The following is a 26,903-nucleotide window of genomic DNA, read 5'->3' on the forward strand; positions in this document are numbered from 1 at the left end:
AGGTACCTGGTGAAGGCATGGCGCGTGCACGAGAACGGGGAGCCGCGCGAGGCGATGCGCCTCGACGAGGTACCGGACCCGCAGCCCGGCCCCGGTGAAGTGCTGGTGCGGGTACGCGCCGCGAACATCAACTTCCCCGACGCCCTGCTCTGCCGCGGCCAGTACCAGATCCGCCCGCCGCTGCCGTTCACCCCCGGCGTCGAGCTCTGCGGCGAGATCCTCGCCCTCGGCGAGGGCGTGACGGGCCTCGACATCGGCGCCCGCATCATCTCCCCGGCATCCCTGCCGCACGGTGCCTTCGCGGAACTCGCCGTCATCAGCGCCGCGACCGTACTGCCCGCCCCCGACGCCCTCGACGACGCCGAGGCCGCCGCCCTGCACATCGGCTACCAGACCGGCCTGTTCGGACTCCACCGCCGCGCCGCCCTCCAGCCCGGCGAGACCCTCCTGGTGCACGCCGCCGCCGGCGGCGTCGGCAGTGCCGCCATCCAGCTCGGCAAGGCCGCCGGCGCCACCGTCATCGGCGTCACCGGCGGCCCCGACAAGGCGAAGGTCGCCCGCGACCTGGGCGCCGACCTCGTCGTCGACCGCTCCAGCGAGGACTTCGTGGCCGTCGTCAAGGAAGCCACCAACGGCCGCGGTGCGAACGTCGTCTACGACCCGGTCGGCGGCGATGCCTACACCAGGTCGACCAAGTGCATCGCCTTCGAGGGCCGCATCGTCATCGTCGGCTTCACCAGCGGCACGGTCCCGACCCCGGGCCTCAACCACGCCCTCGTCAAGAACTACTCGATCCTCGGCCTGCACTGGGGCCTCTACAACACCAAGGACCCCCAAGCAGTCCTCCAGGCCCACGAAACCCTCACCCGCCTCGCCACCGAGGGCAGCGTCAAGCCCTACATCAGCGAACGGGTCCCCCTGGCCGGGGCGGCGTCCGCCGTACAGCGAGTAGCAGACGGCAAGACCACCGGCCGCGTGGTCGTCGTCAACGACTGACCCGACCACGGTCGCGCAGCGGTCCCGCCCACTGAGGGCGGGACCTTCCGCGCCCCCGGCTACCGGGCGCCGTGCCCCGTCGCTGTCACTTGCCCCACCGGTAGAACACCTTTCCGTCGCGAGGCTCCGCCCCGAACGCCTCGTAGAACGCGAGCGCTGGCGGGTTGTCCCGGTCCGCCGTCCACTCGATCCGGGTGCAGCCGGCCTCATCGGCAGCCTCACGCAGCTTGGCCATGAATACACCGGCCACACCGCGACGGCGGGCCGTCTCCCGGACGTACAGCTCCTTCAGGTAGAGCGACGCTTCGGCGCCGGCCGCAGGCCACAGGAACGAGTAGCTGGCCAGGCCGACGACATCGCCGCCCTCGCGCGCGAGCAGGACCGTAGCCATGGGCAGCGCGCTGAACAGTGCCGCGTGAATCTGGTCGATGTCGCCGGGCACTGACTCGCCGCCGTAGTACGCCTCGATCTCGCCGAGGAGTTCGGAGATCGTCTCGGCGTCCGCCGCGGTCGCCCGCTCGATGTTCACCATGTCAGCTGTCCCTCTCACCGGGGGGCAGCGCCAACACCTCGCGCAGAGCCCGCACTTCCTGTGCCTCGGGAACACTAGTTGCCAGCTCCCGGGCGCGGTAGATGATCAGCGCGGAGCGGTGGTCGGCCGGCAGCGTCACGATGGTGTCGGTCGCCAGGACGGCGGCCCCCGCGGGATCCCCATCGGCCGCCAGACACACTGCCTGATCAAGGTGGATGAGCGCGCGGTCCGTGTGGTCACCGAGCGGGTACAGCTCCAGCGCGCGGGCCTGCTGCTCACCGGCACGGGCCGTCTCCCGCAGGTGCGTCCAGGCGTTGCCGCTGTGGAACCTGAACTGCGACTCGCTGTACCCGAAGGCGCTACCGATCCGGTCCGCCGGATCGAGCCGACCGAGCGCGGTGTCCGCCGCTGCAAGTGCCGCGACGGCTTCCTCTCGGCGGCCCAACAGAGCGTGAGCGCGGGCCTCCAGCGGGGCTGCGAGGGCGGGCCCTACGCACGGCAGACCGCCCGCGAGATGCTGCGCCCGGCAGGCCAACTCGACGGCGCCCTCTACGTCGCCGCTGTAGTACTGCTGGTACGCCTCTTGCGCGTACATCCATGACAGGACCTCTCGGTCCTCCGCTGCCGCCGCGGCTGCCCGGCCGGTGCGCCACCAATCGCGGCTCGAAGCGTCACCGAGCTTGAGCAGCGTGAGGGCCATCAGCCCCGACATGTGCGCCACGGCCAGCGTGAGCCGCCGCCGGACGTGAACGGAATGACGGTGCCCGAGGAGCCTTTTCAGGTCGGCGAAATCGCTGAGCAACTCGGGTAGCAGTTCGCCCTCGGGACGGAACCGTGTCGCCCGCCCGTGCCGCGCGACGGTGTAGTCCCACTCGTTCAGGCTCGCGTCCGTCATGGGCCCTGCGGCGAGAGCGTCGGACAACCCAAGCTGAAGGGCCGCTGCTTGGGCGAGGACAGGCATGTCCGCGCGGACACCGGCGAGTGCGATCAACGCGCCGTGTGCGTCGAGGGCCGTGTCCAGGGCAGCGGCAATCGCCTCCGTCGGACGGCGCCGGCCGGTCTCCAGATCGGCCACGTAGGACTTCCCACAGGTGGCACGCTGTGCAAGATCCCGTAAGGAGCGGCTGCCGCGCAGCCTACGGAGTGCCTGTCCGAACGTCTCTTCGCTCATCATCGCCCCGTGTCCGCAGCGTCCGCAGGGGTGCGGACGGCAGCGGACACTCATGTCCTGGGCCCTGCTGCCCGTGCACGTAACGCTACTCCTACAAGCCGATCACTCATGGTGACAGGGAGAAGTCGTGGGCACGGAACACGAGCAGCCGCTGGCGATCGACCCGGAACGGCTGGCGATCAACCAGCTACAGGGGTTGAACTGCGCGCTCTGCAAGGCACGCCTGTACCGCGCCCGGTCGCTCGGTCCCGTGCCCATGGGCACGGGTGTACATGCCGACTACGTCGAGCTCTACGCGTGCGAGCCGTCCTGCGGCGCGACCGTCGTCGCCGAGCCGCACGACTGGTGTTACTACTGCCACGACCCGATCCTCGCCCAGGCCGCGGTTCCCATCGGGTACCGACCCGGGGCTTCCGGTCCCGGCCGCCTCCTCTACGCGGACGCCAAGTGCCGTGTCGCGTACCGGGTGTACCGGCTCGACCAGCACCCTGCGGGCACCGACGGCAGGCCCCGCTACCGCGACCGGGAGCCCTTCGCGCCGCGTTCCGGCTGATGTCGAGCCGTGCGGGGCCCCGACTCCCCGCTGCGGTCCGGCAACCGGGTCGAGCCGGGCGGGCCCGAACGCGAGGGGCCGGGATCGCAGCTGGGGGCACCCCCGGCCGGAGGTTGGGGGAGGGTTCGAAATGCTGCCGAGCTATTTGTGGGCCGCCAGGCCCGTAAATAGTCGATTTCGAACCCTCGCGCCGGAGAGCCCGGCCCCGCCCCACGACGGACCGCCAACTACGCGTACTTCCTCAGCTCACGACGCGCCAGCGACCGCTTGTGCACCTCGTCCGGCCCGTCCGCCAACCGCAACGTTCGCGCCGCCGCCCACAGCTCCGCCAGCGGGAAGTCCTGACCCACGCCCCCCGCGCCGTGCACCTGGATCGCCCGGTCGATGATCGCCTGCACCGCGGCCGGAGTAGCGATCTTGATCGACTGGATCTCGGTGTGCGCGCCCCGGTTGCCGACCGTGTCCATCAGCCAGGCCGTCTTCAGCACCAGCAGCCGCAGCAGTTCGATCTCGACCCGCGCCTCCGCGATCCACTCCTGGACCACACCCTGCTCGGCGATCGGCTTGCCGAACGCCACCCGGTCCGTCGCCCGCCGGCACATGAGCTCGAGGGCGCGCTCCGCCATGCCGATCAGGCGCATGCAGTGGTGGATCCGGCCCGGTCCGAGCCGTGCCTGGGCGATGGCGAAGCCGCCGCCCTCCTCGCCGATCAGGTTCTCGGCCGGCACCCGGACGTCGGTGAAGACCACCTCGGCGTGGCCGCCGTGGTCACCGTCGTCGTAGCCGAACACCCGCATGCCGCGGCGTACTTCGACGCCGGGGGTGTCACGCGGCACGAGGATCTGGCTCTGCTGGCGGTGGCGTTCCGCCGACGGGTCGCTCTTGCCCATCACGATCATGATGGCGCACTTGGGGTTCATCGCCCCGGAGATGTACCACTTGCGGCCGTTGATGACGTACGAGTCACCGTCGCGCTCGATCCGCGTCTCGATGTTCGTGGCGTCCGACGAGGCGACGTCCGGTTCCGTCATCGCGAACGCGGATCGGATCTCACCGGCGAGCAGCGGCTCCAGCCACTGCTTGCGCTGCTGCTCGGTGCCGAACTCGCTCAGCACCTCCATGTTCCCGGTGTCGGGCGCGGCGCAGTTCAGCGCGGGCGGCGCCAGGTGCGGGCTGCGGCCGGTGATCTCGGCCAGCGGCGCGTACTGCAGGTTCGTCAGCCCCGCCCCGCGCTCGCCGGGCAGGAAGAGGTTCCACAATCCCTGCCGCTTGGCCTCCGCCTTCAGCTCCTCCACCATGGGCGGCGCGGACCAGCGGGCGTCGCCCTCGGCCTGCTCGCGCTGGAGGGCGAAGACCGGCTCCGCCGGGTGGACGTGCTCCTCCATGAACGCGGTCAGTCGCGTCCGCAGTTCCTCGGTACGGGCGTCATAGGCGAAATCCATCAGTCCTCAGTCCTCCTGGGGCTGGAGCCGGAGCTTGAGCAGCCCGCGGTCGATGAACGCGGGGACCAGGGAGCCGATCCGGTCGAAACCGGCACCGACGGTCTGGCCCAGCGTGTAGCGGTAGTGGATGCCCTCGAGGATCACGGCGAGCTTGAAGTACGCGAAGGCCGTGTACCAGTCGATGGCGGAGGTGTCGCGGCCGGACCGCTCGGCGTACCGCTCGACCAGTTCCTGGGCACTGGGGTGGCCGGGCGCGTCGCCGGTGGTGGACACGGGCGCGTCCGGGACGGTCTCCTGCTCGCTGTACATCACCAGCAGGCCGAGGTCGGTGAGCGGGTCGCCCAGCGTCGACATCTCCCAGTCCAGGACGGCCCGGACCTGGTCGTCGTCGCCGACGAGAACGTTGTCGAGCCGGTAGTCGCCGTGCACGACGGTGGGCGCGGGCGAGACGGGCAGCGCCTTGCCGAGGGCGGCGTGCAGTTCCGCGATACCGGGCAGCTCCCGGCTGCCGGACGCCTCCAGCTGCTTGCCCCAGCGGCGCAACTGCCGTTCCAGGAAGCCCTCAGGACGTCCGAAGCCGTCGAGACCGGCTGCTGCCGGGTCCACCGCGTGCAGGTCCACCAGGGTGTCGACGAGCCCCAGCACGACGGCGCGGGTGCGCTCCGGGCCGATCCCGGCGAGCTGCGCGGAGGTGCGGTACGGGGTGCCGTCCACGAAGTCCATGACGTAGAACGGCGCGCCGATCACCTCGGGGTCCTCGCACAGCAGCACGGTGCCGGGCACCGGAACCGGGGTGTCGCTCAGCGCGCTGATCACCCGGTGCTCGCGCGTCATGTCGTGCGCGGTGGCCAGGACGTGCCCGAGCGGCGGCCGCCGCACCACCCACCGCGAGACGCCGTCGGTGACGGCGTACGTCAGGTTGGACCGGCCGCCCTCGATCAGCCGGGCGCGCAGTGCGCCGCGCACCAGTCCCGGCCGCTCCCGGTCCAGATGTTCGCGCAGCCGACCGAGGTCGAGCCCCGGTGGATCGGCCGGGGGATTGTCCGGCGAACCGGCCGGCGGATTGCCCGGTGGATTGTCCGTACCGCTCATCGTCTGCTCCTCACCACCCGGCACACCTTGGTCCTGGCGTTCCTGCCATCATGCCGACCAGTCGGTATGTCGTCCAGTAGGGATCCGGAATCCGGTGTTGTGGGCCGGTTCCGGCTGGGAGACTGGCGGCCCGTCCATGCCCTTCGAGGAGCCTAGATGTACATCCCCGCCGCCGCCCTGGACTCGCTCCACGGACTCGCCCACGGGGACGCCTTCGGCGACCGCTGGTTCTCGATGTTCCGGCTCGCGGGCCCCGAGGCGCTGGAGAAACGTGTCCTGCCGCCGCAGGACACCTGGTTGTGGAGCGACGACACCGCGCAGGCGCTCGCGCTCTTCCGAGAGCTGTCGGAGAGCGGTGGCGCGGTCGACCAGGACCGGCTGGCGCGCCGCCTCGCCGACGAGTACGCCGCCGACGACCACCGCGGCTACGGTCCCTCGATGCACGACGTGCTCCGCCGGATCGGTGCGGGGGAGCCGTGGCAGGCCGTGGTGGGCGAGCAGTTCGAGGGCCAGGGCTCCTGGGGAAATGGGGCCGCCATGCGGGTGGCCCCGCTCGGCGCCTGGCACAGCGGCGACCTGGACACGGTCGCCGAACTGGCCGCCCGCCAGGCCGCCGTCTCGCACCACCACCCCGAGGCCGTCGCCGGAGCCGTGGCGGTCGCGGTCGCCGCCGCGCTCACGGCCCGCGGCCGGGGTGGTCCCGCCCCCGCCCGTGCCGAGTTCCTGAGCTCCGTCGCGGACCGGCTCGACGTCTCCGACGTCCGCTCCGGCCTGCGCACCGCCTCCCGGATGTCCGAGTACGCCTCGGTCCGCCATGCCGCCGAAGTGCTCGGCTCCGGATACCGGGTGTCGTCCCCCGACACGGTCCCGTTCGCGCTGTGGTGCGCGGGAAACCACCCCGACGACCTCCAGGAGTGCCTGTGGGCCACCGTCTCCGGCCGCGGCGACATGGACACCACCTGCGCGATCGCGGGCGGTGTGGTCGCCGCCCGCACCGGGGTCGCGGCCCTGCCGGCGGCCTGGCACGCGGCCAGGGAGGCGCTCCCGGCGTGGGTTGACGCGGACTCGGCCCCCGCCTAGCCTCTGGACTTATGGGTGAACGGGATTCACATACGCAGACAGCGGCGGCGAACGCCAGGGCACTGAGGGACTCCGGGGCACTGACGGTGACGGAGGTCAGGCTCACCCCGATCCTGATCGCCGACCCGCCGCTGCTCAACACCCAGGGCGTGCACCAGCCCTTCACCCCGCGCCTGATCATCGAGGTGGTCACCGCCGACGGCACGGTCGGCGTCGGCGAGACGTACGGCGACAGCCGGTACCTGGAGCTGGCCGCGCCCCTGGGCAAGGCTCTGCCCGGCCATGCGGTCAGCGATCTGAACGGGCTGTTCACGCTCGCCGAGCAGGTCTGCGGCGACCCCGACGACGTCTCCGACTCCGTCGACGTCGGCGGGCTGCGCGGGGTGCAGACCGCCGACAAGCTGCGGCTCTCCGTCATCTCCGGGTTCGAGGTCGCCTGCCTCGACGCGCTCGGCAAGATCCTCGGGCTGCCCGTGCACACCCTGCTCGGCGGCAAGGTCCGCGACACCGTCGAGTACAGCGCGTACCTCTTCTACCGCTGGGCGCACCACCCCGGCGCGGACACACCCCGTGACGACTGGGGCGCCGCGCTCGACCCGGCCGGAGTCGTGGCCCAGGCCCGCCGCTTCGCCGACACGTACGGGTTCGCCTCCTTCAAGCTCAAGGGCGGCGTCTTCCCGCCCGACGAGGAGATCGCCGCCGTCAGGGCGCTGGCCGAGGAGTTCCCCGGTCAGCCGCTGCGGCTGGACCCCAACGGCGCCTGGTCCGTGGAGACGTCGCTGCGGGTCGCCGCCGAACTGGGCGACGTCCTCGAATACCTGGAGGACCCGGCCAGCACCACCGCCCGCATGGCGGAGGTCGCGGCCGGCACCGATGTGCCGCTGGCCACCAACATGTGCGTGACGACCTTCCCGGAGATCCGGGAGGCGTTCGCGACGGGCGCCGTCCAGGTCGTGCTGTCCGATCACCACTACTGGGGCGGGCTGCGCAACACCCGTGAACTGGCCGCGATCTGCCGCACCTTCGGCGTCGGCCTGTCCATGCACTCCAACACCCACCTGGGAATCAGCCTCGCCGCCATGACCCACGTGGCCGCGACCGTCCCCAACCTCGACTACGCCTGCGACTCGCACTACCCCTGGCAGACCGACGACGTCATCACGTCCCGGCATGTCTTCACCGACGGCCGGCTCACCGTCTCCGACGCGCCCGGCCTCGGCGTCGAACTCGACCGGGACGCCCTCAAGGTGCTCCACCAGCGCTGGCTGGACGACGACGGCACGATGCGGGACCGCGACGACGCGGCGGCCATGCGCGAGGCCGACCCGCGGTGGTGCACGCCGTCCGTTCCGCGCTGGTGACATTGCCGCCGGGCGGCACCTTGCGGCCCGATAGACACCGCTGAGGCCCGTCCGGCCGATCACGCGCGGCCCCACCCGGAACGGCGGCTCCCGGTGTCGCCGAGGACCGGTCACCGCCGCGTGAACGGGTGCCGGGGGAGCCGCCCGTTCTGCCGCGACGGGCCACCTGCCGGCCGGAGACCGGCTGGACCGGACAGCCATGATCCGCCGGAAGGGCATTACGCGTGGCAGGCCACCGGCACGCCGCCGTTCATCTCCGTCATGTCGGCGAACGCCGCCGCCACGTCCAGCGGGGCGCCCGGCGCGATGCCGTCGAGTTCGGCGTAGACCCGGTGCAGGTTGGCGACCAGCCGCTCGGACTCACGGAGTTGGGCGAAGGCCCCGAGGTCGGCGGCGCGGGCGGTCTGCAGCGGGGTGTGGCCGGCGGCGCGGCCGGTGTCCGCGAGACAGCCGAGGTTGCGCAGATACCGCTCCATGGTGTCGTAGACGCCGGGGTCGGTGACCGGGCCGTGCCCGGGGACGACGATCTCGGCGTCCAGCGACCGCAGCAGGTCCAGCGCGCGCAGCGACCCGGTCAGGGACCCCATCAGGATGAACGGCGTGCCGCCGTTGAAGACCAGGTCACCGGTGAAGACGATGCGCTGGCGCGGCAGCCACACGATGGTGTCGCCCGGCGTGTGGGCCACCCCGGGGTGGAACAGCCGTATTTCCGAGCCGGCCGTGTGCAGCCGCATCGATTCGGAGTACGTGACGGTGGGCGCGGTGATCTCGATGTCGCCGTAGTCGACGTCGGGCCAGACCCCGTGCAGCTGGCGGCCGGCCGCCAGCAGCTCCCGGCGGCACGCGGTGTGCCCGACGACGGTCGAGCCGCCCGCCGCGAACAGGCCGTTGCCGTAGGTGTGGTCGCCGTGGTGGTGGGTGTTGACCACGTACTCCGGATGCGGCACGCCCGCCGTCGTGATGGCGTCCCGCAGCAGCCGGGCACGGCGCTCGGTGGCGGCGGTGTCCACGAGCAGCGTGCTCGTGCCGTCGCTGACGAAGCCCGCGTTGCTCAGGCACCAGCCGCCGTCGGGCTGGCAGAACGCATGGACGTCCGGAGCCAGTTCCATGAGATACGGCTCCGTGCCCGTTGTATCGACAATCGCCGTCGTGCCCATGCGTGCCCTCCCCAGGACTGTCCTCTGACGCCGCCTCGCACTACAGAACGAGCGAGAGCAGCAGGACGAAGCCTAGGGCCACCACCGAGATCACTGTCTCCATCGTCGACCACGACTTGAGGGTCTGCGGGACATCCATCCCGAAGTACTCCTTCACGAGCCAGAACCCGGCGTCGTTGACATGCGAGAAGAACAGCGAGCCGGCTCCGACGGCGAGTACCAGCAGCGCCGCATGAGTTGTCGACATGTCGGTCGCGAGCGGTGCCACGAGGCCGGCCGCGGAGATCGTGGCGACGGTCGCGGAGCCGGTGGCGACCCGGATGAGGACGGCGATCAGCCAGGCGAGCAGCAGCGGTGAGATGTTCCAGCTGTCGGACCAGTTGAGGATCATGTTGCCGACCCCGGCGTCGATCAGCGTCTGCTTGAACCCGCCACCCGCGCCGACGATGAGCAGGATGCCGGCGATCGGGGCGAGCGACTTCTCGACGGTCGAGGAGATCCGTTCCTTGGTGAACCCGGCCGCGCGGCCCATGGTGAACATGGCCAGGACGACGGCGGCGAGCAGCGCGATCAGCGGCGTGCCGAGCACGTCGAAGGTCCGGTAGACCAGGCTCTGCTGGTCGTCGACCATGATGTCCACCAGCGCCTTGGCGAGCATCAGCGCCACCGGCAGCAGCATCGTGCACACCGTCGCGGTGAAGCTGGGACGCCGCTCGAGGTTGTCCGAGGCGCGGGCCGGGGTGAGGTTCTCCGGCGGGTCGACCTTCACCCAGCGGTCGGCCACCCGGCCGAAGAGCGGCCCCGCGATGGCGAGAGTGGGCAGCGCGACGAGGACACCGAGCGCCAGGGTGGTGCCGAGGTCGGCGTGGATGGCGTCGATGGCGGCGAGCGGGCCGGGGTGCGGCGGCACCAGGCCGTGCATGACGGAGAGCCCGGCCAGCGCCGGGATGCCGACCCGCATCAGCGAGTAGTTGCCGCGCCGGGCGACCAGCAGGACTACGGGTATCAGCAGCACGATGCCGACCTCGAAGAAGAGCGGCAGCCCGATCAGGCCCGCGATCCCCGCCATGGCCCATGGCATCCGGCGTTCGCTGGTGCGGGCCAGGATGGTGTCGACGATCTGGTCGGCGCCGCCCGAGTCCGCCAGCAGTTTGCCGAGGACGGCACCGAGCGCGATGAGCACGCCGACCCCCGCGACCGTCGAGCCGAGACCCGTCGTGAAGCTCGTGACGGCCTTCGCCAGCGGTGCGCCCGCCACCGCGCCGAGCACGAGCGAGCCGATGGTGAGGGCGAGGAAGGCGTGCACCTTCCAGCGGGTGATCAGCACGATGATGACGGCGATGCCGACGAGTGCGGCGATGCCGAGCCGGGTGTCACCGGCGGAGGTGATGGGCGGCGCGGTCGTCGCGGCCAGCAGCTCGACGCTGAGTGCAGACACGTTCGTACTCCAGGGGGACGGCGGCGGATGTGGGGGTCAGCGGGGAAGCGCGGCGTACGCGCGCTCGGCGATCTGCTGCGGGCCGCCGTCGATCGTGACGACGGCACCCGCCTCGTCGGCGTCCAGCGGTTCGAGGGCTTCGAGCTGGGAGCGCAGCAGACCGGGCGGCATGAAGTGCTGCATGCGGGCCGCGAGCCGCGCGGCGATCAGCTCGGGCGGGCCGTCCAGGTGCAGGAAGAACAACCGGGGGGCGGCGGCGCGGAGCCGGTCGCGGTAGCGGCGCCGCAGGGCGGAGCAGCTGACCACACCGCCCAGCCCGTCGCGTTCGGTGACCCAGTTCGCGATGGCGTCCAGCCACGGCTCGCGGTCGGAGTCGTCCAGCGGATGGCCGGCCGACATCTTGGCGATGTTCGCCGGCGGGTGGAAGTCGTCCGCCTCGGCGTAGGGGACGCCCAGCCGTTCGGCGAGCAGGCCGCCGACCGTGGACTTGCCCGATCCGGACACGCCCATGACGACGACGACCGGGGGGCTCGGCTGGTGCTGCGGCTGGTGCTGCGCGGGTTCGGCAGTCATGCGCTCGTACCTCCTTGTGCAAGCGGCTGGCACCAATAAACGCCATAGGTACTACTTATTCAAGAGCTCGATATGAAAACGTCATACCAAGGTGGTGGCACATAGGCTGTCACCCATGCCTCAGCAGGGAGAGAGCGGCGGCCTGCACGCCCGCGTACTGGCCGAACTCGGGCCCGCCATCGCCTCGGGCGGCTACCCGCCCGGCACGGTGCTGCGCATCGACGAGCTCGAAGTGCGGTACGGGGTGTCACGCACCGTCGTCCGTGAGGCCGTCCGCGTCCTGGAGGCCATGCACTTGGTCGAGACCCGCCGCCGGGTCGGCGTCACGGTGCGGCGCACCGAGGAGTGGAACGTCTTCGACCCGGCGGTCATCCGCTGGCGGCTGGCCGGCGCCGACCGCCCCCGCCAGCTGCGTTCGCTGACGATGCTGCGCACCGCCGTCGAGCCGGTGGCCGCCGGGCTCGCCGCGCTGGCCGCCACCCCGGGCCAGTGCCGGGAACTGACGGTGCTCGCGTCCGACATGGCCGCGGCCGGCCGGGCCGCGGATCTGGGCGAGTACCTGGTGCACGATGTCGCGTTCCACCGCGTCATGCTCCAGGCCTCGGGCAACGAGATGTTCGCCCGGCTCGGCGATGTCGTGGCCGAGGTGCTGACCGGCCGTACCGAACACCACGTGATGTTCACCGCTCCCGACCCCGAGGCGGTCACGCTGCACGTACGGGTCGCCGAGGCGGTCCGGGCGCGGGACGCGGCCGGCGCGGAGAGCCTGATGCGGGAGATCTGCCTGGGCGCGCTGCGCGAACTGGATATCCTCGCGCCGTAGCGACCATGGGCAGGCGGCTGGAAAACCGGATGACCCGGTCGGCCGGTGGTGATCCACTGGGGCGTATGCCCGCTCGACCGACCGCGTCCCCCGCCGCCCCGCCGCAGCCGTTCCGCTGGAACCTCGCCACGTCCGCGGGTGCCGGCCCGGACCGGCTCGGCACGCTCACCGAGGGCGCGCCGCCGGTCCGGCTCCGCTATCTGCCGTCGCTCACCGAATGCGCCGCGAAGGTGCTGGCCCGCTCCGACGGCGCCGAGCTGTGCTTCGTCGGACGGTCGCTGGACAGCATGTACGACCTGCTGACCGGCGCGTTCGAGGGCTCGTCGTGGGAGGGCCGGCTGCTGCGGCTGCCGGTGTCGTGCACCAGCGACCAGGGCTGGACGCCCGCGATGCGGGCACGATTCCGCGAGCACCTCGCCGCGGCGGGGCTCGACCCGTACGCGCTGGCCCGCCGGAAGCGGCCGGTCGCCCTCGTGGACGTCGTGTTCCGGGGCAACACCTTCGACACCCTGCACCGCGCGCTCGCCGGCTGGATCGAGGAGAGCCGCGAGCCGTGGCCGGTGATCCGCCGCAAGCTGCGCTACGTGGGTGTCACCCAGCGGGGCAGGACCAGCCCGGGCCACTGGCGCTGGCAGCAGGACGCGTCACGCCCGTGGGTGCGTACGCTGCCCGCCGGCCATGTGGTCAATGTGTCGCTCGACCCCGGGACCTGGTCGTGGTTCGGCGACCACCAGCCCAAGGTGCACAGCTCGTTCCCGGCCGTTCGCTGGTTCGACGAGGACGCCGCGGAGCCCTGGTACCACCCGTCGCTCCCGGCCGCGCTCGCCGAATCGCTGGCGCTGGTCGCGGCGGGACGCACCCGCGCGGTGCGAGACGACCTGGTCCGCGCGCTGGGGCGGGAGCCCGGTTTCGCGGGCCGTGAGGTGCGCGCGCTCGCGGCGGCGCTGCGCCGCCGCTGATCCGGACGGGTCTCAGGCGCTTTACCCGGACGGGTCAGGCGTTGTTCTCCATCGCCGGGCGGAGCCGTCCCAGCAGGGCGTAGAGCGTCGCGCTCTCGTCCTCGTCCAGGGCGTCGAGCGCGCCGTGCGTCGCCTGCATCTCCTCGCGCACGCGCCGGATGGTGTCGCGGCCCTCGTCGGTCGCCACGACGTTCTTGACCCGGCGGTCGGCGGGGTCCGCCTCGCGGCGGACGAGCGACCGCGCCTCCAGCCGGTCCACGATCCCGGTGACGTTCGACGCGTCGCACACCAGCAGCGCCGCGAGACCGCGCATCGGCAGCGGGCCGTCGAGCTGGGCGAGGACCTTGGCCTGGGTGGAGGTGAGGCCGTGGTGGGCGGCGGCGGCCGCGAAATCCCGCCACTGGGCGGTGCCGATGGCGGCCAGCAGCTCCAGGAGCTCGAGCTTGGTCGGGACGTTCGGGGTGGTGGCGCTCATGGGTCGAGTGTACTCAAAATGCTTGACGACATCAATCATTAACTTGACGTCCTTAACTATTGAGGTCTACCGTCTGTCGAGTTGCTTGACGACATCAAGCATCCAAGTTGTGAAGCAATGGTGTGAAGCAATGAGAAGGACCCGCCAGCCATGAGCCAAGCCACCACCGCACCCGCCGAAGCCGGGCACCGGAACGAGACGGTCATCGTCTTCGCCCTGAGCCTCGCCGCCATGGTCGTGTCGATGATGCAGACCCTGCCCGTCCCGATCCTGGGCCTGATCCGCAACGACCTCGGCACCTCGACCGCCAACGTCAGCTGGGTGACCACCGCGACCCTGCTGTCCGCCGCGGTCTTCACCCCGCTGCTGGGCCGCTTCGGCGACCAGCACGGCAAGAAGCCGACCCTGGTGGCCGTACTCGGCGTCATGGTCGCGGGTTCCGTCATCGCCGCCCTCGCGACCTCCCTGCCGCTGCTGATCCTCGGCCGGGTGCTCCAGGGCGCCGCCACCGCGATCTTCCCGCTGGCGCTGTCGGTGCTGCGCGAAGAGGTCCGCCCGCAGAAGCTTCCCGGTGCGATGGCACTGGTCAGCGGCACCCTCGCCTTCGGCAGCGGTCTCGCGCTGGTCGCCACGGGCCTGCTCACCTCCGGCCCCGACGCCGACTACCGCAACGCGTTCTGGATGGCGACCGGCTTCGCCGTCCTCGCCCTGGTCGCGGTCGTCACCATGGTCCCCGCGACCCGGCACAAGACCGGCGGCCGCACCGACATCCTCGGCGCGCTCACCCTCGGCATCGCCCTCCTGCTGCTCCTGCTGCCGATCTCGCAGGGCCACGAATGGGGCTGGGCCTCCGGCCGCACGCTGGGCAGCTTCGCCGGCGCCGTCGTCATGGGCGCCGTCTGGGTGCTGACCGAGCTCAAGGTCCGCGAGCCGCTGGTCGACATGCGGATGTTCGTCCACCGCCCGGTGCTGATGGCCAACCTCGCCGGGATCCTCGTCGGCTTCGGCATGTTCGCGAACTTCCTGGGCGTCTCCTACCTCGTCCAGATGCCCAAGGCGCTCACGGGCTACGGTTTCGACGCATCCATCCTCCGGGCCTCCGTCGAGTTCCTGCTCCCCGGCGCGATCGTCTCGCTGCTCGCCTCGCCCATCGGCGGCCGTCTCGTCCGGCACCGCGGCCCGCGGGTCGTGCTCGGCCTGGCCGCAGTGCTCGGCGCCGCCGGCTTCGGCTGGCTGGCCCTCGACCACAGCCACACCGCCTCGGTGATCGGCGCCGGCCTCATCGTCGGTGCGGCCGTCAGCTTCGGCTACGCGGCCATGCCCGCCGTCATCATGGCGAGCGTCCCGCACCACCAGAGCGGTATCGCCAACGGCATCAACTCGATCTCCCGCTCCACCGGCAGCGCGATCGGCAGCGCCGTGGTCACCACCATCCTGGCGTCGAAGACGATCGAGCACCTGCCCGCCGGAGCACCGCCGCTGCCCGCCGAATCCGGCTTCAGCCTCACCTTCGGTATCGCGGCCGTCTCCTTCGCACTGGTCGGGCTGGTCAGCTGGCTCGGCTTGCGGACCAACCACGGACCCCGGACCGTCGAGGTGACGGCTTCCGCCGCCGGTACCGTCCCGTCCCCCCTCAAGGCGGCCGAGCAGTCCGACGCGACCGACAAGGCCGGCGTCGTCTGATCCCCGCCCGATCCCCCCACGGCGTACAGGAGCCATCACCATGAAGGCCGTCAGTTACCGCAGCTACGGAGGGCCCGAGGCCCTGGAGTACGGCGAGCGCCCCGACCCCAAGGTCGGACCGGACACCGTCCTGGTGAAGGTCAGGGCCGCGGCGGTCAACCCCGTCGACTGGAAGGCGCAGGCCGGCTACCTGGACTCGATGCTCGACGCGGTCTACCCCGTCATTCCCGGCTGGGACGTCTCCGGCGTCGTCGTCAGGACCGGTCCCGACGTCCCGGAGTTCGAGGAGGGCGACGAGGTCATCGGCTATGTGCGCGAGGACTTCCTGTCCCGCGGCACGTTCGCCGAGTACGTCGGCGCCCCGGTCCGCACGCTGGCCCGCAAGCCGTCCAACCTCAGCTTCGAGCAGGCCGCCGGCCTTCCGCTGGCGGGCCTGACCGCCTACCAGGCGCTCCTCGGCGAGCTGAACGTCGGCAAGGGCGACACGGTCCTCATCCACGCCGCGGCGGGCGGCGTGGGCTCCATGGCCGTCCAGATCGCCAAGCACCTCGGCGCCCGGGTGATCGGCACCGCGGGCGAGCGCAACCACGAGTACCTGCGCGGGCTGGGCGCGGAACCGGTGACCTACGGGGACGGCCTCGCCGACCGCGTACGGGCGCTGGCCCCCGACGGCGTGCACGCCGTACTGGACCTGGTCGGCGGCGACGCCCTGACCGTCTCCCCGGGCCTGCTCGTCGACAGCGGCCGGCTGGTCTCCATCGCCGACCCGGCGGTGCTGGGCATGGGCGGCCGGTTCCAGTGGGTGCGCCCGGACGCCACGGACCTCTCGGCCCTCAGCGACCTCGCCGAAGCCGGTGTGATCACCGTGGAGGTCGCCGCCACCTTCCCGCTGGAGCGGGCGGCGGACGCGCAGCGGCTCAGCGCCGAGGGCCACACCCGCGGCAAGATCGTCGTCACCATGTGACCCGTCCGGTCCCCGGCCCGGGCGTCACCACAGCACGGCCGCCCCGAAGACGGCCAGCGCCACCGTGCACCCCACCACCGCCGCGGCCCCCCCCGGTTTTTTATTACCGGGGGGCCGCGGCGCGTCCATGAGGCGGATCCTGTGCTGGGCGACGAGCAGGAAGGCGAGCCAGACCAAGGCGCCGAGCGCCACTCCCACGATCCCCACGCCGGACAGCCCCCGGTGGACCGCCTGCCGGCCCGCGAGCACCGCGGCGACCGCGCACGACAGGGTCGTCCGCCGCCAGGCCAGCCGGGTCCGTTCCGGCTGCAGACCGGGATCGCGGTCCCGCACTCCTGCGGGCCTTTCCGGCACGGCCTAGCCCGCCCGGCCGAGCAGCACGATCGCCACCATCACCACCGCGATGCCCGCCACGAGCACGGCCAGCAGCGTCGGGAAGCGGGAGAGCGGCAGGTCCTCGTTCCGGCGCATGGCCCGCTCGCAGCGCACCCAGTAGTTGACGGCCCGCACCGCGCACATCGCGCCGCCCACCAGCAGCGCCAGCGCCAGGACGACCCGGACGGTCCGCGGCAGGTCCGGCAGGAACTGGTCCACCGCGAAGCCGCCGCCGATCAGCGCCAGCGCGGTCCGGATCCAGGCCAGGAACGTGCGCTCGTTGGCCAGCGAGAACCGGTAGTCGGGCGTCTCGCCCTCCGCCTGTACCCGGGCCGGCGAGAACCACAGCCCGACCGCCGACACCCCGGCCCGCAGCCTGCCGGGCAGCGCCCGTACGAAGACGATCACCCGGTCACTGTACGTCCGGACCCGGTACCGGACCCGGACGCCGGGTGTCCGGCCGGTGTCCGGCGGGTGAGCGCCCACCGTTACGGGGCCGGAGCGGCCCCGGCCCTGTCGGTCGATGGGTCAGCGGGCGAGCGGCGCGATCACCCAGCGGCGGGTCACGAAGCCGCCCTCCGGGCCGGTCCGTGCGCACCGGGCTCCGGTTGTGGGCTTTCACCAGCACGTTCTTGAGCCAGGACGGCTACGCCACAGGAGGCCGCCCCCGCCACTCACGCAGCCTGTGGAACGCGTCGAGGCCGTCCGGGACCCACTGCCATTCGGCCAGCCGCCGCTCCAGCTCGCCGTCGGTCAGGAAGGTGTGCCAGGCGACCTCCTCGACCTGCGGGGAGACCGGGAGTTCGCACCGCACCTCGTACACCTGGGACCACCAGGAGTGCCCGTCCCGCTCGTAGAGGAACTTGAACAGCGGTACGGGCCGCGCCAGTCCCGACACCCCCAGCTCCTCCTCGGCCTCCCGCAGCGCGGCCTCGTCGTACGTCTCGCCCGCTCCGACGACCCCGCCCACGAACATGTCGTACAGCGACGGGAAGACCAGCTTCACCGCGGTGCGGCGGTGCACGAACGTCCGTCCCTCGCCGTCCTTCACCAGCACGAACGCGCAGCGGTGCCGCAGCCCGCGGGCGTACGCCTCGGCCCGCCGCTCCTGGCCGACGACCTCGTCGTTCTCGTCGACGATGTCCAGCAGCTCGTCCGCGGAACGCGGTCGGGCGGGGGCGCCGGTCACCGGGTCGAGGCGTTCCACGACGCGGAACCGCTGGGCGACGACCAGGGTCTCGTCGGTGACGGTGAACTCCGGGTCGCCGATCGCGTCGCGCATCTCCTGGCTGTGCCAGAACCCTTCATGGTTCGCCCGCCACTGCGCGACGGTCCGGTCGCCCTCGCCCTCGTCCACCGCGTGCGCCAGATCCACCTCGGCGAGCGGCAGGACGCGGACCTCCGTGGTCTCCAGCACGGCCACCGGCCGGTCCGCCGAATCGATCAGGGCGGACCGTTCGCCGACGACGGGCAGCGCGTCGCCGCAGTACTCGTAGTCCTCGACGAGCCCGGTCGTGGAGATCTTCTCCCCGGACAGGACCGCGGCGACCAGCCGGTCGCGCAGCGGACCGGGGAAGGCGAGTTCGAACGGCGGGAGATCATCGTAGGAGCCCATGGAGCCAGCCTAGGTCGCGGCGTCAAAGGCTGGGCAATGGCGTCAAAGGCGTTTCCTGGGACGGCTCCTGGCCCGTGACGGCGGCGCGCGTGGCGCGCAGTTCGCGGATCAGGACGCGCACGGCGAGCGACCGTGCCATCTCCGGAGTGGTGACATGGCCGACGTGCCGGGTCGGGCGGCCCCAGGGACTCCCCACCGCCGGGAACTTCGCCTTCGTCGAGGAGGCCGTCCCGGTACCGGGCCCCGGTCCCGCCCCGGTCGAGAACATCTACCTGTCCGTCGATCCCTGCATGCGCGAGGTGATGGACGAGGGCGGCTGGGATCTCCACGCGCCGCTGGACGGCCGCGCGATCGGCCGCGTCGTCGAGTCCCACGACCCGGCGCCGGCCGTCGGCGGCCTCGTCCGGCACCGGGTCGCCTGGCACGCCCACGCGCTGGTGACGGCCGCCGGCGCCCGGGTGCTGCCGGATCTGCCGGGAGTCCCGCGGCGCGCCACCTCAGCGTGCTCGGCGGCACCGGCCTCAGCGCGTACGTCGGCCTGGCGAAGGTCGCCCGCGTCCAGCCGGGGGAGACGGTGTTCATCTCGGCCGCCGCCGGCGGCGTCGGCACCGCGGCCGGTCAGATCGCCCGGCTGCTCGGCGCCGGGCGCGTCATCGGCAGCGCCGGATCCGCCGCCAAGGTCAAACACCTCACCGAGGACGAACACCGGCAAGGCGATCGTCCAGGTCAGCCCGGTGTGACCGCACCGGTCACGTCAGCCTGGTGTGACCGCCCCGGTGACAGGATCCGCGACACCGTCGGTACCGGACCCCGCCCGGCGGTCGCGTACCACGACGGTCGCCATCGCGACGACGACACCGGCGACCGCGTACGCCGCCAGCACCCACAGCGGGCCGGCCGTTGCGCTCCCGCCGAAGTACACGGTGTTGCGGACCGCCGTGGTGCCCGCGCCCGGCGGCAGGGACTGCCCGATCGCGCTCCAGAAGCGCGGCAGCAGCGACGCCGGATAGACGCCTCCCGCGCTCGGATTGCCCATCACGACGAAGAGCAGGATCGACAGCCCGATGCCGATGATGCCGAAGAGCGTCTGCAGAGCCGTGGTGACGGCGGCGGCCGCGAAGACCACCAGCGCGCCGATCGCCCACAGCGCCACGAAGTGGCCTGTCAGCGCCGAGAACACCGGATCCACGATGATCGCCCCGCCGAGCCCGGAGACCACCGAGAAGAGCGCGAGGGTGCCGAGCCGGATCGCCGTACGGTGCCGGTTGACCGGCCGGGCGCCGCCCGCCACACCCAGGATCGAGGCGGTCAGATAGCCGCCCACCACCCAGCCGATGACCAGGTAGAACGAGCTCAGCCCGCGGCCGTCCTCCTTGTTGGGGGCCTTGATGTCGGTGACCGTCACCTGCCGGTGCTGGGTCTTCTCGACGCTCTGCGCGATCTGCGCGGCGGTCTGCGACACCGAGGGGCCGCCCGCGGACGCCACCAGCAGCGAATCGGTCTTCCCCGCCGGGTTGATGAGGATCGCGGCGTCCACCGTACGGTTCATGATCTGCCGCCGCGCCTCGGCCTCGTCGGCCACCACGACCGCCTTCACCGGCTCGCCCGGCAGCCCGTTGAGCTGTGCGGCCACCTTGCCCGCCACCTGCGCGGGCGCCACGACGGCGGCCGGGATCCGGTGCGGGGTGGGGGAGTGGAACGCGCCCAGGTACGACACGATGAAGGCCAGCTGGATCAGCAGACCTCCGACGACCAGCAGGAAAGCCCGGAAGCTGATCGCGTCCCGCAGCTCGGCCGCGAACCCGCCCGATCCGTCCGGCAGCGCCGGAACACCCCGTGAGGCGCCGGAATCCGGGGTGGTGGAACCGGAATCCTGGGCGGTGGAAGGTGTTTCGTCCGGCGGCGGAGGGGTCGTCCCTGCAGAGCTCATGCACGAACGTTAGGCGGCCTACGCTTTCGACGCGAGAGGGGGTGCTCCGTACGGGCCCCTTGCCGGGTGGCCACTGCACGCGAAATGCTGCGCGCGGCCACCACTGCCCAGCACCGACCAGGAGTGACCGTCATGCCGGCACCGTTCGACGTCCTGCGTATCGCCAACTGCTCGGGCTTCTACGGCGACCGGCTGTCCGCCGCCCGCGAGATGGTCGAAGGCGGGCCGATCGACGTATTGACCGGTGACTACCTCGCCGAACTGACCATGCTGATCCTGTGGAAGGCACGGCAGCGCGACCCCGACGCCGGCTACGCCGTCTCCTTCCTCGCCCAGATGCACGAGGTGCTCGGCAGCTGTCTGGAACGCGGCATCAAGGTCGTCGTCAACGCGGGCGGCCTCAACCCGGCCGGACTCGCCGCCAAACTCGGCGAACTGGCCGCGCTCGGCGGCCTCCACCCCACCATCGCCCACCTGGAGGGCGACGACCTCCTCGACCGTCTCCCCGAGCTGCGCGAGAAGGGTCACGGGTTCGCCAACCTGTCCACCGGCCGGCTCCTCGCCGACTCCGGCATCGAGCCCGTCACCGCCAACGCGTACCTCGGCGGCTGGGGCATCGCCCGCGCGCTGCGCGCCGGCGCCGACGTGGTCATCTGCGGCCGGGTCACCGACGCCGCGCTCGTCACCGGACCGGCCGCCTGGGCCTTCGACTGGGCGCTCGACGACTGGGACCGGCTCGCCGGGGCGGTCGCCGCGGGCCACATCATCGAATGCGGCGCCCAGGCCACCGGCGGCAACTTCTCCTTCTTCACCGAGATCGAGTACCCGGTGCACCCCGGCTTCCCCATCGCCGAGATGCACCCCGACGGCTCCTGCGTCATCACCAAGCACGAGGGGACCGGCGGCGCGGTCACCGTCGACACCGTCACGGCGCAACTGCTCTACGAGATCGAGCGGCCCGAGTACCTGAACGCCGATGTCGTCGCCCGCTTCGACACCCTGCGCCTGGAGCAGGAGGGCCCCGACCGGGTCCGGGTCACCGGCACCCGCGGCGAGCCCGCGCCCGACACCCTCAAGGTCTGCCTCAACTACCTCGGCGGCTTCCGCAACAGCGCCACCTTCGTGCTGACCGGCCTCGACATCGAGGCCAAGGCGCGGTTCGCGGAGGCGTCCCTGCTCGACGCGACGGGCGGCAGCGACCGGTTCGACGAGTTCGACCTGCGGATGGAACGGCCCGCGGCCGACACCGCCCGGCTGACGCTGACCGTCAAGGACCCCGACCGCGACAAGGTCGGCCGCGCGCTGTTCACCGCGGTCGCCGGCACGGCGCTGGCGAGCTACCCCGGCTTCTATCTGGAACAGGCGTCCCCCCGGCCCACCGAGTACGGGGTGTACTGGCCCGCGCTGGTCGCCGCCGACGAGGTGCCGGCCCAGGTCGTGCTGGCCGACGGCACCAGACTGGACGTGCCGAGGCCGCCGACGGTGGCGCGGGTGCGTCAGGAGCGGCCGGCCGCCGGCTCCGAGCCACGCCCGGCCGTGCCGTCCGGCCCCACCGTCCGGGCACCGCTCGGGCGGCTGGTCGGTGCCCGCTCCGGCGACAAGGGCGGCGACGCCAACATCGGCCTGTGGGCCCGCACCGACGAGGCCTACGCGTGGCTCCGCGCCCACCTCGGCGTCGACGAGCTGCGGCTGCTGCTCCCGGAGTCCGCCGAGCTGGAGGTCGTCCGCTACGAACTGCCCAACCTGCGCGCCCTCAACTTCGTCCTGCACGGCCTGCTCGGCGAGGGCGTCGCCGCCTCCACCCGCCCCGACCCGCAGGCCAAGAGCCTGGGCGAGTATCTGCGGGCCCGCCCGGTCGACATTCCCATGGATCTTTTGCCTGGAGCGTGAATCTCTTTGCCCGGCGTGTAGATCTCTTTGCCCAAGTGCTGACGGTCGTCTGCGTACCGTAGGAAGCGGCCCACCGCAAGAGGCGGGTGGGCATTCCGAGGGGGGCATTTCGATGGACCAGTCGATTCTGCACAAGGCGATCTTCCTGCTGCGCGACTGCCACGAGTCCGAGCAGCAGGTGGTCACCCGGCTCAAGGACTACTTCCCCGACCTGGACCTCAGCGCCCGCGAGCGCTACACCAGCGAGGCGATGGACCTGGTCCACGGAGTGCACCCGGGCATCTGACAGGCGTACGGCATCAGGGACCCGTCGGCAGGGACCCGTCGGCACGGACCCGACGTCCAGGCGGGCCGGTGCGCAATGATCGGGATATGAGCAACCTCGATGTGAAGCCCGCACCGACCGTGTGCGGCGGCCGCGAAGACGTCTCGGCCGAGCCCGTCCACGAGCTCCTCACCGCGCGCACCGTCACGCTCGGCGAGAGCACCCAGGTACGGCGCCTCCTGCCGAACCTGGGCCGCCGGATGGTCGGCGCCTGGTGCTTCGTCGACCACTACGGCCCCGACGACATCGCGCGCGAGTCCGGGATGCAGGTCCCGCCGCATCCGCACATGGGCCTGCAGACGGTGAGCTGGCTGCACGACGGCGAGGTGCTGCACCGCGACAGCCTCGGCAGTCTGCAGACCGTACGCCCCCGCGAGCTGGGACTGATGACCTCCGGCCGGGCCATCTCGCACTCCGAGGAATCGCCGCGCGACCACCCCCGGCTCCTGCACGGCGCCCAACTCTGGGTCGCCCTCCCGGAGGCCCACCGGAACACCGCGCCGGCCTTCGAGCACCACGCCGACCTGCCGGTCGTCACCGGAGGCGGCGGTCTGCACGCCACCGTCATCATGGGCGAACTGGACGGCGCCGTCTCACCCGGCACCACCCACACCCCCCTCGTCGGCGCCGACCTCGCCCTGGCAGCGGGCACCGACACCCGCCTGCCGCTCCGCCCCGACTTCGAGTACGCGGCCCTGACGATGTCCGGCGAGGCCGAGGTCGACGGCGTAAGCCTCGCCCCTGGCTCGATGCTCTACCTCGGCTGCGGCCGCCGCGACCTCGCGATCCGCGCCGACGTGGACAGCGGCCTGATGCTGCTCGGCGGCGAGCCCTTCGACGAGAAGATCGTCATGTGGTGGAACTTCGTCGGTCGGTCGAACGAGGACATCGCACAGGCCCGTTCGGACTGGATGAGCGGCTCTCGCTTCGGGGATGTGAGGGGCTACGACGGAGCTCCGCTGCCCGCCCCGGAACTGCCTCCCGTGCCCCTGAAGCCGCGGGGACGGGTGCGCTGAGCCGGGCTTTCGATCCGGGGACGGATCTTTCTTCGGGTGACGGTCGCTCAGGCCGTTCCCGGCTCACCCGTGTTGCTGAGCAGCCGGTCCACTAGGAGTTCCGGGTAGCCCGTGGCCGGGGGGTCGATGCCGAAGATCGCTCGTACGTAGAGCGGTGCGATGAGCTGGTCGAGGATCTCTTCGAGGGGCGGGGGGATCTCGCCGCGGGCCGCGGCCCGCTCACGGATGCGTTCGATGGACTGGATCCGGCGTTCGAAGTGCTGGGCGCGTTCCCCCTGCGCCGGGGCGCTGCCCGGCATCGACAGGGCGACGGCCCGCACGAGGAGCCGGCCTTCGGGTTTGCGGATGCTCGCGACCCCCGCTTCCGCCCAGGCGATGAGGTCGCCGCGCAGGGTGCCGGTGTCCGCCAGCGGCCAGTCGCGCTCGAGCCGGGCGACGACCACGTCGGCCAGGAGCGCCTCACGGCTGCCCCAGCGCCGGTAGACGCTGGTGTGGTTCACCCCGGCGCGCTGCGCGATCGCGGGAATGGTCAGGTCCGCGCCCCCGGGGTCGGACAGCAGGTCGATGACCGCCTGATGGACGGCCGAGCGGACCTGCTCGGGGCTCTTGCGGATGCGGGGAGTCGACGGTTTCGGGGTCACCCCCACATCGTAAGCACAAATATTTGCTTCGCTGCGCTCGGAGGGTCTACAGTTCTGGCGTACGCACAGATCTGTGCTTAAGGAGAGCGTGATGAAGCAGCTGCTGTTCCCGGACAACACCCAGTTCTGGTACGAGACCTTGCGTTCGATGAGTCACATCGCTTATGGCGGCGCTGATTTCGGTGAGGTGGTCTCGACGTGTGAGCGCATCGTTGAGGGTGACTACGACAGTTGGCACACGGAGTGGCTCGCGACGGCGGACCGGGTGGCCGGCGAGGCGCGGAAGGCGCTGGAGGCCGGTCACCCGGTCAGTGCGCGGGACGGGTTCTTGCGGGCATCGAACTACTACCGGTCGGCTGAGTTCTTCCTGCACGGGCACCCGTGCGACCCGCGCCACGACCACGCCTACGACCGCAGCGTGGCCTGCTTCCAAGCAGCCGCCGCGCTGTCCACCCCGCGTATCGAGCCGGTCCGTATCCCGTACGAGGGCACCACGCTGCCCGGCTACCTCTACCGGGCCGACACCACCGGCGCACCCCGGCCGACGCTGATCATGCACTCCGGTTTCGACGGCACCGCCGAGGAGCTCCACTTCAGCGGCGCGCTGGCGGCCGTGGAGCGCGGCTACACGGTGCTGACCTTCGACGGCCCAGGACAGCCCGGCCCGCGCCACCGCGAAGGGCTGGTCTTCCGCCCCGACTGGGAGAACGTCATCACCCCCGTGATCGACTTCGCCGAGACCCTTCCCGAGGTCGACCCCAGCCGTATCGCGCTGCTGGGCTCCAGCATGGGCGGTGTGCTCGCCCCCCGGGCAGCGGCCTTCGAGCACCGCCTGGCCGCGCTGATAGCCGTGGACGGTGTCTATGACCTCGGCCAGATCTCCGTCCGCAACATCCCCGGCGACCGCGCCGCGGCCGAACGTCTCCTGCGCGCGGACTCGGCCCCTGAACTCGACGCGGGCTTCGAGCAGCTCATGGCCCAGGATGCCACCGCCCGCTGGGCGATCAACCACGGCATGTACGTCATGGGCGTCGACACCCCCCGCGCCTTCAGCGCCTCCTACCTCGACTACACCCTTCACCACGGCATCGCCGAACAGATCCGGTGCCCCACCCTGGTCTGCGACGCCGCCGACGACGAATTCTTCAAGGGCCAGCCCGAGCAGCTCGACCACCACCTGACCTGCCCCAAAACCCTCATGGTCTTCACCGCCGAAGGAGGCGCCGGCGCGCACTGCCACCCCGGCGCCATGCGCCTGTCCCTCGCCCGCATCTACGACTGGCTCGACGACACCCTCGCCACCAGCACCGCCACCACCGTCTGAACGAGCCGGACAGCACCGCGGTGAACGAGCCGGACAGCACCGGCAGACCTAGGCAGGGCCCGCTCAAGGACCACGCGGCGCAGACGGCACACGCCCAGCAGCGGAAAGCGCCCGCTGGACATCGTAGGAACGACGTCCAGCGGGCGCTTGTGTGCGGTCGGACGGCCCTGCGGCCGTGACTGTCAGGCGGAGTCCGTCAGGCGGAGACCGTCAGGCCGTGACCGTCAGGCGGTGGGGCGGGGCACGATGTGTCCCGCCACCTCGCCGAAGCCGATGCGGGTTCCGTTCGGGCCCGGCGCGGTCGCGGTGATGACGACCTCGTCGCCGTCGTCGAGGAACGTGCGCTCGCTGCCGTCCGCCAGTTTGAGCGGCTCCTGGCCGTTCCACGTCAGCTCGATGAGCGCGCCGCGTGTCTCGCGCTCGGGACCGCTGATGGTGCCGGAGGCGAAGAGGTCGCCGGTCCGCAGGGACGCGCCGTTGGCCGTCATGTGCGCGAGCATCTGCGCGTACGTCCAGTACATGGCGGCGAACGGCGGGCGCGAGACGACATGGCCGTTGAGCCGGACCTCGAAGGCGATGTCGAAGCCGGACGGCTCGGCCGCGGCGTCCCGGTCGTCGAGGTACGGGAGCGGCTCGACGTCGCGCTCCGGCGGGGTGGTGCGGGCCTGCGCGAGGGCGTCCAGCGGGACGATCCACGGCGACACCGACGTGGCGAAGGACTTGCCGAGGAACGGGCCCAGCGGCACGTACTCCCACGCCTGGAGGTCACGGGCGGACCAGTCGTTGACGAGGCAGACGCCGAAGACGTGCTCGGCGGCGTCGGCGAGCGCGACCGGGCTGCCCAGCTCGGTCGGCGTGCCGACGACGAAGCCCAGCTCCGCCTCGATGTCCAGGCGGCGGGACGGGCCGAAGTCCGGAACCGGGTCGGCCGGGGCCTTGCGCTGCCCGGACGGGCGGGTGATCGGCGTGCCGGAGACGACGATCGTGCCGGAGCGGCCGTGGTAGCCGATCGGCAGGTGCTTCCAGTTGGGCGTCAGCGGCTCGGAGCCCGGCCGGAAGATCCGGCCGAGGTTCGTGGCGTGGTGCTCGGACGCGTAGAAGTCGACGTAGTCGGCCACCTCGAACGGCAGGTGGAGGGTGACATCGGCGCGCGGCACCAGGCACGGCTCGACGGCCGCACGAAGGGCCTCGTCCGTCAGCCACCGGGTGACCGCGGCGCGCACCGCGGTCCAGACCGGCCGGCCGGCGGCCAGCAGCGGGTTCAGCGAGGGGGCGTCGAGCGCGGCGAATCCGGGTTCGGCGAGCGCACCGACCGCGCGGGCCGCCGCGCCCGCATCGAGAACGTGGTCACCGATGGCGACACCGATCCGGCGCTGTTCCGGCCGGTCGGCGGTGGTGAAGACGCCGTACGGCAGGTTGTGTACGCCGAACGGAGAGTCGTCAGGGACGGTGAGCGGGCTGCTGGCGCTCAACTGGCCTCCAGGGAGA

Annotated in this window: 27 protein-coding genes and 1 pseudogene; 13 read left to right on the top strand and 15 right to left on the bottom strand. The window is 71.8% G+C overall.

The window, feature by feature from the left end; all coding sequences use genetic code 11:
- Positions 1–9: 9 nt before the first annotated feature.
- Complete coding sequence (locus O3W51_RS10080; protein WP_138353294.1) at positions 10–996, top strand: NADPH:quinone oxidoreductase family protein; 987 nt, start codon at positions 10–12, stop codon at positions 994–996.
- Between the two features lie 85 nt (positions 997–1,081).
- On the opposite strand, the gene O3W51_RS10085 is transcribed toward O3W51_RS10080, so the two are convergent.
- Both O3W51_RS10085 and O3W51_RS10090 read right to left on the bottom strand, forming a co-directional pair.
- Positions 1,082–1,528, bottom strand: a complete 447-nt coding sequence (locus O3W51_RS10085) for a GNAT family N-acetyltransferase (RefSeq protein WP_138353293.1) — start codon at positions 1,526–1,528, stop codon at positions 1,082–1,084.
- Position 1,529: 1 nt separating this feature from the next.
- Positions 1,530–2,702 carry a helix-turn-helix domain-containing protein gene (locus O3W51_RS10090; protein WP_269285258.1) on the bottom strand — a complete coding sequence of 391 codons (1,173 nt, stop codon included), beginning with the start codon at positions 2,700–2,702 and terminating at the stop codon, positions 1,530–1,532.
- Between the two features lie 124 nt (positions 2,703–2,826).
- Between O3W51_RS10090 and O3W51_RS10095 the strand changes: the two genes are divergently transcribed.
- Positions 2,827–3,252, top strand: a complete 426-nt coding sequence (locus O3W51_RS10095) for a hypothetical protein (RefSeq protein WP_138353291.1) — start codon at positions 2,827–2,829, stop codon at positions 3,250–3,252.
- 227 nt (positions 3,253–3,479) lie between these two features.
- Here O3W51_RS10095 and O3W51_RS10100 read toward each other — a convergent pair whose 3' ends face one another.
- Both O3W51_RS10100 and O3W51_RS10105 read right to left on the bottom strand, forming a co-directional pair.
- A complete protein-coding gene (locus O3W51_RS10100) occupies positions 3,480–4,694 on the bottom strand; it encodes an acyl-CoA dehydrogenase family protein (RefSeq protein WP_138353290.1) in 1,215 nt (404 codons plus the stop codon).
- A gap of 6 nt (positions 4,695–4,700) precedes the next feature.
- Positions 4,701–5,786, bottom strand: coding sequence for a phosphotransferase family protein (locus O3W51_RS10105; RefSeq protein ID WP_164293766.1), 1,086 nt, complete (start codon positions 5,784–5,786; stop codon positions 4,701–4,703).
- A gap of 156 nt (positions 5,787–5,942) precedes the next feature.
- Between O3W51_RS10105 and O3W51_RS10110 the strand changes: the two genes are divergently transcribed.
- On the top strand, positions 5,943–6,866 hold the full coding sequence (locus O3W51_RS10110; protein WP_138353288.1) for an ADP-ribosylglycohydrolase family protein: 924 nt from the start codon (positions 5,943–5,945) through the stop codon (positions 6,864–6,866).
- A gap of 80 nt (positions 6,867–6,946) precedes the next feature.
- Positions 6,947–8,227, top strand: a complete 1,281-nt coding sequence (locus O3W51_RS10115; RefSeq protein WP_232485619.1) for a glucarate dehydratase family protein — start codon at positions 6,947–6,949, stop codon at positions 8,225–8,227.
- 218 nt (positions 8,228–8,445) lie between these two features.
- On the opposite strand, the gene O3W51_RS10120 is transcribed toward O3W51_RS10115, so the two are convergent.
- From O3W51_RS10120 to O3W51_RS10130, 3 genes are read right to left on the bottom strand one after another with little or no spacing between them, the layout of a single operon-like run.
- On the bottom strand, positions 8,446–9,384 hold the full coding sequence (locus tag O3W51_RS10120; protein ID WP_138353286.1) for an MBL fold metallo-hydrolase: 939 nt from the start codon (positions 9,382–9,384) through the stop codon (positions 8,446–8,448).
- A gap of 40 nt (positions 9,385–9,424) precedes the next feature.
- The gene (locus O3W51_RS10125) at positions 9,425–10,822 is read right to left on the bottom strand and encodes a GntP family permease (protein WP_138353285.1); all 1,398 of its coding nucleotides are present in this window, start codon (positions 10,820–10,822) and stop codon (positions 9,425–9,427) included.
- A gap of 36 nt (positions 10,823–10,858) precedes the next feature.
- Positions 10,859–11,395, bottom strand: coding sequence for a gluconokinase (locus tag O3W51_RS10130; protein ID WP_138353284.1), 537 nt, complete (start codon positions 11,393–11,395; stop codon positions 10,859–10,861).
- Between the two features lie 115 nt (positions 11,396–11,510).
- On the opposite strand from O3W51_RS10130, the gene O3W51_RS10135 reads away from it, so the two are divergent.
- Both O3W51_RS10135 and O3W51_RS10140 read left to right on the top strand, forming a co-directional pair.
- A complete protein-coding gene (locus tag O3W51_RS10135; RefSeq protein WP_138353283.1) occupies positions 11,511–12,218 on the top strand; it encodes a FadR/GntR family transcriptional regulator in 708 nt (235 codons plus the stop codon).
- A 65-nt stretch (positions 12,219–12,283) separates the two neighbouring features.
- Positions 12,284–13,177 carry a hypothetical protein gene (locus O3W51_RS10140; RefSeq protein WP_138353282.1) on the top strand — a complete coding sequence of 298 codons (894 nt, stop codon included), beginning with the start codon at positions 12,284–12,286 and terminating at the stop codon, positions 13,175–13,177.
- A gap of 34 nt (positions 13,178–13,211) precedes the next feature.
- Here the strand turns inward: O3W51_RS10140 and O3W51_RS10145 are convergent, their stop codons facing one another.
- Positions 13,212–13,652, bottom strand: coding sequence for a MarR family winged helix-turn-helix transcriptional regulator (locus O3W51_RS10145; RefSeq protein ID WP_138353281.1), 441 nt, complete (start codon positions 13,650–13,652; stop codon positions 13,212–13,214).
- A 150-nt stretch (positions 13,653–13,802) separates the two neighbouring features.
- On the opposite strand from O3W51_RS10145, the gene O3W51_RS10150 reads away from it, so the two are divergent.
- Positions 13,803–15,335 (top strand): MFS transporter, encoded by a 1,533-nt coding sequence (locus tag O3W51_RS10150; RefSeq protein WP_138353280.1) that lies wholly within the window; start codon positions 13,803–13,805, stop codon positions 15,333–15,335.
- 40 nt (positions 15,336–15,375) lie between these two features.
- On the top strand, positions 15,376–16,299 hold the full coding sequence (locus O3W51_RS10155; protein ID WP_164293760.1) for an NADP-dependent oxidoreductase: 924 nt from the start codon (positions 15,376–15,378) through the stop codon (positions 16,297–16,299).
- A 24-nt stretch (positions 16,300–16,323) separates the two neighbouring features.
- Here the strand turns inward: O3W51_RS10155 and O3W51_RS10160 are convergent, their stop codons facing one another.
- From O3W51_RS10160 to O3W51_RS10175, 4 genes and pseudogenes are all read right to left on the bottom strand, one after another.
- Positions 16,324–16,632 carry a DUF202 domain-containing protein gene (locus O3W51_RS10160; protein WP_269285268.1) on the bottom strand — a complete coding sequence of 103 codons (309 nt, stop codon included), beginning with the start codon at positions 16,630–16,632 and terminating at the stop codon, positions 16,324–16,326.
- Positions 16,633–16,656: 24 nt separating this feature from the next.
- Positions 16,657–17,082, bottom strand: coding sequence for a YidH family protein (locus O3W51_RS10165; RefSeq protein ID WP_244809106.1), 426 nt, complete (start codon positions 17,080–17,082; stop codon positions 16,657–16,659).
- Positions 17,083–17,320: 238 nt separating this feature from the next.
- On the bottom strand, positions 17,321–17,863 hold the full coding sequence (locus tag O3W51_RS10170; RefSeq protein WP_244809813.1) for an NUDIX domain-containing protein: 543 nt from the start codon (positions 17,861–17,863) through the stop codon (positions 17,321–17,323).
- Between the two features lie 72 nt (positions 17,864–17,935).
- Positions 17,936–18,289, bottom strand: a pseudogene (locus O3W51_RS10175) (ASCH domain-containing protein); the annotation flags it as partial.
- A 149-nt stretch (positions 18,290–18,438) separates the two neighbouring features.
- Between O3W51_RS10175 and O3W51_RS10180 the strand changes: the two are divergent.
- A complete protein-coding gene (locus O3W51_RS10180; RefSeq protein WP_381587941.1) occupies positions 18,439–19,029 on the top strand; it encodes a hypothetical protein in 591 nt (196 codons plus the stop codon).
- A gap of 14 nt (positions 19,030–19,043) precedes the next feature.
- Here the strand turns inward: O3W51_RS10180 and O3W51_RS10185 are convergent, their stop codons facing one another.
- On the bottom strand, positions 19,044–20,219 hold the full coding sequence (locus O3W51_RS10185) for a DUF3533 domain-containing protein (RefSeq protein WP_138353276.1): 1,176 nt from the start codon (positions 20,217–20,219) through the stop codon (positions 19,044–19,046).
- 132 nt (positions 20,220–20,351) lie between these two features.
- Here O3W51_RS10185 and O3W51_RS10190 point away from each other — a divergent pair, with 132 nt between their 5' ends.
- The 3 genes from O3W51_RS10190 to O3W51_RS10200 all read left to right on the top strand — a co-directional run bounded on the left by O3W51_RS10190 (position 20,352) and on the right by O3W51_RS10200 (position 23,450).
- Positions 20,352–22,109: an acyclic terpene utilization AtuA family protein gene (locus tag O3W51_RS10190; protein ID WP_138353275.1), complete on the top strand. Its 1,758-nt coding sequence runs from the start codon at positions 20,352–20,354 to the stop codon at positions 22,107–22,109.
- A 112-nt stretch (positions 22,110–22,221) separates the two neighbouring features.
- Positions 22,222–22,395: a hypothetical protein gene (locus O3W51_RS10195; protein ID WP_187144815.1), complete on the top strand. Its 174-nt coding sequence runs from the start codon at positions 22,222–22,224 to the stop codon at positions 22,393–22,395.
- An 86-nt stretch (positions 22,396–22,481) separates the two neighbouring features.
- A complete protein-coding gene (locus tag O3W51_RS10200) occupies positions 22,482–23,450 on the top strand; it encodes a pirin family protein (RefSeq protein WP_138353274.1) in 969 nt (322 codons plus the stop codon).
- A gap of 47 nt (positions 23,451–23,497) precedes the next feature.
- On the opposite strand, the gene O3W51_RS10205 is transcribed toward O3W51_RS10200, so the two are convergent.
- A complete protein-coding gene (locus O3W51_RS10205) occupies positions 23,498–24,091 on the bottom strand; it encodes a TetR/AcrR family transcriptional regulator (protein WP_244809104.1) in 594 nt (197 codons plus the stop codon).
- A 91-nt stretch (positions 24,092–24,182) separates the two neighbouring features.
- On the opposite strand from O3W51_RS10205, the gene O3W51_RS10210 reads away from it, so the two are divergent.
- Positions 24,183–25,415, top strand: a complete 1,233-nt coding sequence (locus O3W51_RS10210) for an alpha/beta hydrolase family protein (RefSeq protein ID WP_269285274.1) — start codon at positions 24,183–24,185, stop codon at positions 25,413–25,415.
- A gap of 224 nt (positions 25,416–25,639) precedes the next feature.
- Here the strand turns inward: O3W51_RS10210 and fahA are convergent, their stop codons facing one another.
- Positions 25,640–26,887 (bottom strand): fumarylacetoacetase, encoded by a 1,248-nt coding sequence (gene fahA / locus O3W51_RS10215; RefSeq protein ID WP_138353271.1) that lies wholly within the window; start codon positions 26,885–26,887, stop codon positions 25,640–25,642.
- Positions 26,888–26,903: the final 16 nt, after the last annotated feature.

It is taken from the genome of Streptomyces sp. H39-C1, assembly GCF_027158125.1.
Classification (GTDB): domain Bacteria; phylum Actinomycetota; class Actinomycetes; order Streptomycetales; family Streptomycetaceae; genus Actinacidiphila; species Actinacidiphila fildesensis.

What these genes read in the sequence shown, in the direction of transcription:
- O3W51_RS10130 (WP_138353284.1), bottom strand. Translation starts at nt 11,395, where the DNA reads ATGACTGCCGAACCCGCGCAGCACCAGCCGCAGCACCAGCCGAGCCCC.
- O3W51_RS10210 (WP_269285274.1), top strand. Translation starts at nt 24,183, where the DNA reads ATGAAGCAGCTGCTGTTCCCGGACAACACCCAGTTCTGGTACGAGACC.
- O3W51_RS10110 (WP_138353288.1), top strand. Translation starts at nt 5,943, where the DNA reads ATGTACATCCCCGCCGCCGCCCTGGACTCGCTCCACGGACTCGCCCAC.
- O3W51_RS10195 (WP_187144815.1), top strand. Translation starts at nt 22,222, where the DNA reads ATGGACCAGTCGATTCTGCACAAGGCGATCTTCCTGCTGCGCGACTGC.
- O3W51_RS10150 (WP_138353280.1), top strand. Translation starts at nt 13,803, where the DNA reads ATGAGCCAAGCCACCACCGCACCCGCCGAAGCCGGGCACCGGAACGAG.
- O3W51_RS10190 (WP_138353275.1), top strand. Translation starts at nt 20,352, where the DNA reads ATGCCGGCACCGTTCGACGTCCTGCGTATCGCCAACTGCTCGGGCTTC.
- O3W51_RS10105 (WP_164293766.1), bottom strand. Translation starts at nt 5,786, where the DNA reads ATGAGCGGTACGGACAATCCACCGGGCAATCCGCCGGCCGGTTCGCCG.
- O3W51_RS10140 (WP_138353282.1), top strand. Translation starts at nt 12,284, where the DNA reads ATGCCCGCTCGACCGACCGCGTCCCCCGCCGCCCCGCCGCAGCCGTTC.
- O3W51_RS10085 (WP_138353293.1), bottom strand. Translation starts at nt 1,528, where the DNA reads ATGGTGAACATCGAGCGGGCGACCGCGGCGGACGCCGAGACGATCTCC.
- O3W51_RS10135 (WP_138353283.1), top strand. Translation starts at nt 11,511, where the DNA reads ATGCCTCAGCAGGGAGAGAGCGGCGGCCTGCACGCCCGCGTACTGGCC.
- O3W51_RS10100 (WP_138353290.1), bottom strand. Translation starts at nt 4,694, where the DNA reads ATGGATTTCGCCTATGACGCCCGTACCGAGGAACTGCGGACGCGACTG.
- O3W51_RS10090 (WP_269285258.1), bottom strand. Translation starts at nt 2,702, where the DNA reads ATGATGAGCGAAGAGACGTTCGGACAGGCACTCCGTAGGCTGCGCGGC.
- O3W51_RS10145 (WP_138353281.1), bottom strand. Translation starts at nt 13,652, where the DNA reads ATGAGCGCCACCACCCCGAACGTCCCGACCAAGCTCGAGCTCCTGGAG.
- O3W51_RS10200 (WP_138353274.1), top strand. Translation starts at nt 22,482, where the DNA reads ATGAGCAACCTCGATGTGAAGCCCGCACCGACCGTGTGCGGCGGCCGC.
- O3W51_RS10185 (WP_138353276.1), bottom strand. Translation starts at nt 20,219, where the DNA reads ATGAGCTCTGCAGGGACGACCCCTCCGCCGCCGGACGAAACACCTTCC.
- O3W51_RS10120 (WP_138353286.1), bottom strand. Translation starts at nt 9,384, where the DNA reads ATGGGCACGACGGCGATTGTCGATACAACGGGCACGGAGCCGTATCTC.
- O3W51_RS10155 (WP_164293760.1), top strand. Translation starts at nt 15,376, where the DNA reads ATGAAGGCCGTCAGTTACCGCAGCTACGGAGGGCCCGAGGCCCTGGAG.